Source organism: Pantoea sp. NGS-ED-1003 (assembly GCF_000738765.1).
GTDB lineage: Bacteria > Pseudomonadota > Gammaproteobacteria > Enterobacterales > Enterobacteriaceae > Pantoea > Pantoea septica.
In genome coordinates, this window is sequence record NZ_JPQA01000022.1 from 1 (window position 1) to 6,405 (window position 6,405).

Here is a 6,405-nt window from a genome sequence, read left to right on the forward strand (position 1 = left end):
AGTGCTTTTGCCGTTACGCACCACGCCTTCAGTAGCGGAGCAGGAAGGACATCTGATGGAAATGGAAGCCACGCAAGCACCTTAAAATTACCATCATACACTAAATCAGTAAGTTGGCAGCATTACCCGTCACTTCCCCCGACGCCGACCCCAGCGTCAGGATAATAACCAACTCAAACAAGGAAAGCTGACGTATGCCGCGACGGCCAGAAATTTTCAGGAAGCTGAATACAATGACGTAGGCAATCAGTACCCTGAAGGCAACCTCGCCCAGAAAAGAAAAATTAAGGTCATTAAGTAAAAAACGATGCCAGTCAAATGAAAACATAAGCAGAAAGGTTAACCTTCAATACTAAAAGTTATCAGGGGAACAGAAGATGTGTTAATCAGATTCTTTTTTGACGAATATAAATCTGGAGCAGTTGAACGTTAAAAACCTATGCGGCAGGGCAGAAATATTACTTATTATTCACCCTGCCTCCCGGTGCTTTCAGCACATTGAATAACAGTCATTCTGAAATAAAAAATCATCCCTGAAGGGCTGTTATTCATCAGGTAACATCCTGCTGTCATTTTTCTTTACGAGCGCCGCCATGGCTGTGCTCGCCGCCTTTTTTACCAGCCTCAGATGCTTTCTCAGGGTTTTCTGCAAAATTACCGGAACCACCACGATGTTCAGCCATAAATACCTCTCATTGTAGAAAAAATTAGCTTTAATTACCGTGTCGGGGCTGCTGAACGTTGCTTCATTCTGCCCGCCGCCACTCCGTTAACAAGAATAGACAAAATGAGAAATTGTGCAAATTTTTAAAGCGAAACGCTAAATACAGACGGATCGGCAAATATATTGTCGTCTCGCTTATTAACCTGCTTTCTTTATGGAAAAGCGGCAACAGAATGGCCAGAGCAATGGCATATTCGGCTAAAAAAGAAGAATAAATTCAGGTGAGAATGTGTTTATTGGCTGTCTGTGATTATGCTTAAGGGTGGAAAGGCCTGACTCGGCCATACTAAACTCTGGGTTCAGTTTATTCGTTACGGCAGCATGAAGGCATTGTGAGGTTAATATGTTAAGTGAAAAACAAAAAGAACAGGTTAAAGCTACAGTCCCCGTTCTGAAAGAAAACGGAGTGGCGCTGACCGATTATTTTTACAAGAGAATGTTAAAAAACAACCCTGACCTGAAAGAAACGTTTAATATGGGGCATCAGCGAAGCGGTGCTCAGGCCAAAGCGCTGGCTGGCGCAGTGCTGGCGTATGCTGAAAATATTGATAATCCCGGTGTGCTGGCACCGGTTATTGAGCTTATCTGCCATAAGCACGTCAGTTTGAATATACAGACTCCTGATTATGATACTGTTGGCGAAAATCTGCTCCATTCCATCAGTGAAGTGCTTAATATCTCCATGGATGATGAATTAATCAGGGCCTGGGCGGAAGCGTATCAGCAGCTGGCTGATATTTTTATCGCGACGGAGAAACAACTGTATGAGGAGCATAAAAATACCAGCGGCAGCTGGGTTGGCTGGCGTGATTTTATTGTGGACAGAAAAGTCATGGAAAGTGCCGAAATTACATCATTTTATCTTGTCCCCAAGGACAGACAGGCGCTGCCTCCTTATAAACCGGGCCAGTATATCACGCTCCGGGTTATGGTACCTGCCTTGGGGATTAGACAACCCCGCCAGTACAGTCTTTCGAGCAGTCCTGCTGATAATTATCTGCGTATATCCGTAAAACGCGAAGATCCCCGTATCGAAGGGCAGGATCCCGGTTACGTCTCTTCAACGCTGCATAATGCTGTTCAGGAAGGTGACATCGTTGAACTCAGCGCCCCGACCGGAAACTTTTACCTTCTGAACCCGGATAATACGAATGTTCTTATCAGCGCAGGCGTCGGACTGACCCCAATGATATCAATGGTAAACCACCTGCTTGCAGAACATGCGGACCCAAATTTATCTTCTGCTGCCGGTACAGGCGACTCTGCCATCACGGAAAAGCAGTCAGAGGGCAAAAAAGATATTTATTTTATCCATGCGGCCCGCAGTTCAGAGGCCCATGCCCTGCGTGAAGAGCTGGAGAATTTAGCGCGCCGGAACAGAAATCTTCATCTGTTTATCGCTTATGAAAATGTCAAAGAAGGTGAGGTTGCCGGCAAAAACTACCACATGCAAGGACGTCTTAAGCTGGATGAAATGCCTGCTGCCTGTTTACCGAAAGAGGCTGACTATTACCTTTGCGGGCCGGTACCTTTTATGCAGGAGCAATACCAGGCCCTGCTCCGTCTGGGGATCCCACCGGAGAGGATCTTCAGTGAAGCGTTTACCACAGGTGGCGTTCACCTGTAATCCGTAAATCATCCCAGGAAAAGGTGCCTGAGCGTTACCGAAAAGGTTATTGCCCTGTAACCGGGACAGGGCGCTGACTGCCGCCCAGCGCTTTGTTCTGCTGTCCCTTTTCCATCTGACAAGGTTTTCCTGTCGTTGCCAGGAGGTACAGGAACGGCTTTTCTGAAAACTTACGCAGGGCACATGAAACCGGGCAGCGTACCTTTCTTACCGTTTGCAGAGGCAGCCTGATTTCAGGCCATGCAAAAAATGAATGCACACAACAAAGCCTGTTAAAAACGTCACGTTTATGAATGACATGTTCACCATGTTCATAAGCGTCCGGAAATACGCGGTTTATGCTGCAGATGAAAAACGGAAACGCTTATGCTCGGAATAAACTGCATTCTCTTTTCTTTTGCAAAATGCCTGACCGGAGCGGGAAAGAAAGTACATTCTGATCCGCTTAAGAATAAGAAATTTATTTCTGTCTGCCCTCTTCCAAAGCTCAAAGATGATTGCGTGGTGTTATCCCGATTAGATCGTAGTCAGCAGATTCATGTTTTATAGAGGGAAGTAAAGCATCTAGGACAAGGCCTCGCCTCAGCATCCCTGGATTTCGCTACCTTCATTGCGTCCCGGGTATGGTAAAAAGTGCCCAAAAAAACGCGATTTTCAACGCCAGGCAGTGATTTACACCCAGCTGTATGTACAAACAAAGCACCCGTGACTTCGAATTGCCTTGAAAGATAAAAATATTTTCCCATATTGCACTCTTATTTTTTTCATCAGGTTCAGGAATTGATCAAACCTCAAAACCTGTTAAGGGTTTTCCATGCTTTTAGCGGCAGGTTCGGCGCAGCTTCAGCGCCTTAGCGTGCCTGAAGTGTCCGGCCGGCCGACCTTTTTAATAAAGCCAGGCGGTAAACCTGTATCGGGTTATCAAATACAATGACCGAGCCGAGGTCTGTATTTACTTGAGCCTGGCCTTTGCGGCGCCCTTTTTGCGGCTCACCTGCCGTCTGGCATAGGCGATGACAGTCATCCAGTCAGGATCTGAACATTTATTCGTAAAGGTATTGAGGTTTTTGAAGAGTTCGGACCACATCTTCAGGTGTAAGCGATTCTGATAATGATAATGATACTTAAGATTTACCTACATAGACCTTATGACATCATCCACCAGGTTCTTGATCTGCCTCAAATCCTCTCCGGACTGATGCCTTGCAGCAAGCTGCCTTATCTGAAAAGCATAAACTACAGTATCCAGCTCCACTGTAAACAAAACGACCTCAATTATCAGCTGTTTTCCGCCTGAACCCTAGTCTACTTAAACTTACGAGACCAGTTTTAAATCAACTTTTGTACTGTGAAGAGTAACTGATTTGCCTCCATGTACCATGCCCACCACCGTTAAACATTGAGCCGAAGCATTCTGACGCGCTGTTCATCTTTCATGTCTGATGGGAAATCGGCATCGCTGACCTTTCCCGCCTGGCTGAGTTTACTGAAGAGATTAACCAAACGCTGTAATGTTATTAGCTACCTCGAAGGACTGCCGCCGCATGCTGACAGCATCAGCACTGGAAGTGCAGCGAATGCGACTCGGAGTTGCACCTGCTTTTACCACGTCGCGGGTAATGTTCCGCCAGGCATCTTTCTCCCTGACGCTTGCAGTCGCTGCCTTCTTTCTGTGAGAGCAAGGCAGGCTTCGGTCCCCTGAGCGGTTACCGCATCCAGCATTTTGCCGTTCATGTTGATGATATTAAAAAAGCTGCCAGCCTGTTTGAGTCCGCCGGCGGGAAAGCGTTTTACCTCATCACGACTGCTGATGTTTCCGACCTGAGCTGGAGTCAATAACTTTTCTACTATAGGCGCGACATGGAGCGGTGTTACTGAAGTAATATCACTGACATAAAAGCGGCTTATTGCATGTCAGTAAGGCTTTGAGCATGTGTAAGGTGGTTTAAGAAAATTATCTGACGAAAGGTGCAATAAGGCTACCTTCCATTTATTCAACAAGGCCTGCCAATCCGCTTTACATTTCCAGGAAGGCATAACCCCTGTTCTGTAAGGTTGTTATTGTGGTCAGAGCGGAAGGCGTATGTATAACCGAGCCAGCGATCCAGTTCTTTTTATAATGATGCCAGGCGATAGCCTGATCGCATATGCTCACTTTGACTCCCTGGCTCTGAAGGGCCGAAATGAGCTTAAGGTTTGGGTTGTCAGTGCCATATATTTTTTGATAATGCACGTTATCAAGCAACGCCGGCGTTGCGCCACCGTTCACCGCAACGACAAATCTGAGTTTGTTGGTGGGAACCCCGGCTGCAACATAGAGATTAACCACCTGCGCGACTTTTTCCAGGGCCGGATTCGGCAATGATGTGTTGTCTCCGGCCTGCCCCACCTTGAAAACGATTTTATTGCTCAGGTCTGGGGTGGGCTGGAAGGCAGCACTGCGTTCATAGTGGATTTCGCCATAACCCTTCACGGCCGGTGTAATCCAGAAGCCAGCGGACTGATCGTTTGAAACACTGGCAGGATGATCAGTCAGGCTTTTGAAAAAAGCATGATTATTACAAAGCGCAGCTCCCATAAGCCCGCTCGTGATTGCAATTAGTGCTCCAGTTATAACAGAACGCATGTTTCCCTCCGGGCGCCTTGAGCATGAGCGCCCTGTTTATATTAGTGAAGAAAGACATTAACAAAAACATTTTGGCATCAGCTAGCAAGCCGTACATTTACTTTATACTTTCTTACCAGGTTGTTAATTTTACAGATTATTCTTAAGCAGCGGGATCAAATCGTGAATCGCCACGGGTTTAACAGACACCTCAGAGTCATTTAAGATGGCTTAAAGAGAGGTGCCCATGAGCGGTAAGCGTTATCCCGAAGAGTTTAAAATTGAAGCAGTCAAACAGGTTGTTGATCGCGGTTATTCTGTTGCCAGCGTTGCAACACGTCTCGATATCACCACCCACAGCCTTTACGCCTGGATAAAGAAGTACGGTCCGGATTCTTCCGCTAATAAAGAACAGTCAGATGCTCAGGCCGAGATCCGCCGTCTCCAGAAAGAGCTGAAGCGGGTTACCGACGAACGGGACATATTAAAAAAAGCCGCGGCGTACTTCGCAAAGCTGTCCGACTGAGGTACGCCTTTATCCGTGACAACACCTGTTGCTGGCCTGTTCGCCTGCTCTGTCGGGTGCTGGATGTTCATCCCATTGGTTTTTACGCCTGGCTTCAGCAGCCGCATTCACAACGCCATCAGGCAGACCTGAGACTGACAGGACAGATTAAACAGTTCTGGCTGGAATCGGGATGCGTCTATGGTTATCGCAAAATCCATCTGGATCTGCGGGACAGCGGGCAACAGTGCGGAGTGAACAGAGTCTGGCGACTGATGAAACGTGTCGGGATAAAGGCTCAGGTCGGATACCGGAGCCCGCGGGCACGTAAAGGCGAGGCCAGTATCGTGTCGCCCAACAGGCTCCAGCGACAGTTCAACCCGGATGCTCCGGATAAGCGTTGGGTAACGGACATAACCTACATCAGGACCCACGAAGGCTGGCTGTATCTTGCCGTGGTTGTTGATCTGTTCTCACGCAAAATTATCGGCTGGTCCATGCAATCCCGGATGACAAAGGACATTGTCTTGAACGCACTGCTGATGGCTGTATGGCGCCGTAATCCCCAAAAACAGGTGCTGGTTCATTCGGATCAGGGCAGTCAGTACACAAGCCATGAGTGGCAGTCGTTCCTGAAATCACACGGCCTGGAGGGCAGCATGAGCCGTCGCGGTAACTGCCATGATAATGCGGTTGCAGAAAGCTTTTTCCAGTTGTTGAAACGCGAACGGATAAAGAAAAAGATCTACGGAACGCGGGAAGAAGCCCGCAGCGATATTTTTGATTACATCGAAATGTTTTATAACAGTAAGCGTCGGCGGTAATGACTCCAACTTATTGATAGTGTTTTATGTTCAGATAATGCCCGATGACTTTGTCATGCAGCTCCACCGATTTTGAGAACGACAGCGACTTCCGTCCCAGCCGTGCCAGGTGCTGCCTCA

At 47.5% G+C, this 6,405-nt stretch carries 6 protein-coding genes and 1 pseudogene; 2 read left to right on the forward strand and 5 right to left on the reverse strand.

Annotation, left to right across the window (positions count from 1 at the left end; genetic code table 11):
- From JS46_RS23750 to JS46_RS23755, 3 genes and pseudogenes are all read right to left on the reverse strand, one after another.
- On the reverse strand, nt 1-72 hold a 72-nt coding region (locus tag JS46_RS23750), incomplete at its 3' end, for an IS1 family transposase (RefSeq protein ID WP_044061500.1).
- Between the two features lie 58 nt (nt 73-130).
- Nucleotides 131-328 (reverse strand): annotated as a pseudogene (locus tag JS46_RS22295) (DUF421 domain-containing protein); the annotation flags it as partial.
- Between the two features lie 241 nt (nt 329-569).
- A complete protein-coding gene (locus tag JS46_RS23755) occupies nt 570-683 on the reverse strand; it encodes a KGG domain-containing protein (protein WP_072010482.1) in 114 nt (37 codons plus the stop codon).
- 384 nt (nt 684-1,067) lie between these two features.
- On the opposite strand from JS46_RS23755, the gene JS46_RS22300 reads away from it, so the two are divergent.
- Nucleotides 1,068-2,351: a globin domain-containing protein gene (locus JS46_RS22300; RefSeq protein WP_033755959.1), complete on the forward strand. Its 1,284-nt coding sequence runs from the start codon at nt 1,068-1,070 to the stop codon at nt 2,349-2,351.
- A 2,017-nt stretch (nt 2,352-4,368) separates the two neighbouring features.
- Here the strand turns inward: JS46_RS22300 and JS46_RS22315 are convergent.
- On the reverse strand, nt 4,369-4,977 hold the full coding sequence (locus JS46_RS22315) for a DsrE family protein (protein ID WP_033755962.1): 609 nt from the start codon (nt 4,975-4,977) through the stop codon (nt 4,369-4,371).
- Nucleotides 4,978-5,203: 226 nt separating this feature from the next.
- Between JS46_RS22315 and JS46_RS22325 the strand changes: the two genes are divergently transcribed.
- A protein-coding gene (locus JS46_RS22325; RefSeq protein WP_152560727.1) for an IS3 family transposase occupies nt 5,204-6,285 on the forward strand; the annotation gives its coding sequence in 2 pieces (ribosomal slippage) (nt 5,204-5,441 and nt 5,441-6,285; 1,083 coding nt in all).
- A gap of 10 nt (nt 6,286-6,295) precedes the next feature.
- Here the strand turns inward: JS46_RS22325 and JS46_RS23765 are convergent.
- On the reverse strand, nt 6,296-6,405 hold a 110-nt coding region (locus tag JS46_RS23765), incomplete at its 5' end, for an IS1 family transposase (RefSeq protein WP_019725171.1).

Coding starts and splice junctions, on each gene's coding strand:
- JS46_RS23755 (WP_072010482.1), bottom strand. CDS start 683: ATGGCTGAACATCGTGGTGGTTCCGGTAATTTTGCAGAAAACCCTGAG.
- JS46_RS22300 (WP_033755959.1), top strand. CDS start 1,068: ATGTTAAGTGAAAAACAAAAAGAACAGGTTAAAGCTACAGTCCCCGTT.
- JS46_RS22315 (WP_033755962.1), bottom strand. CDS start 4,977: ATGCGTTCTGTTATAACTGGAGCACTAATTGCAATCACGAGCGGGCTT.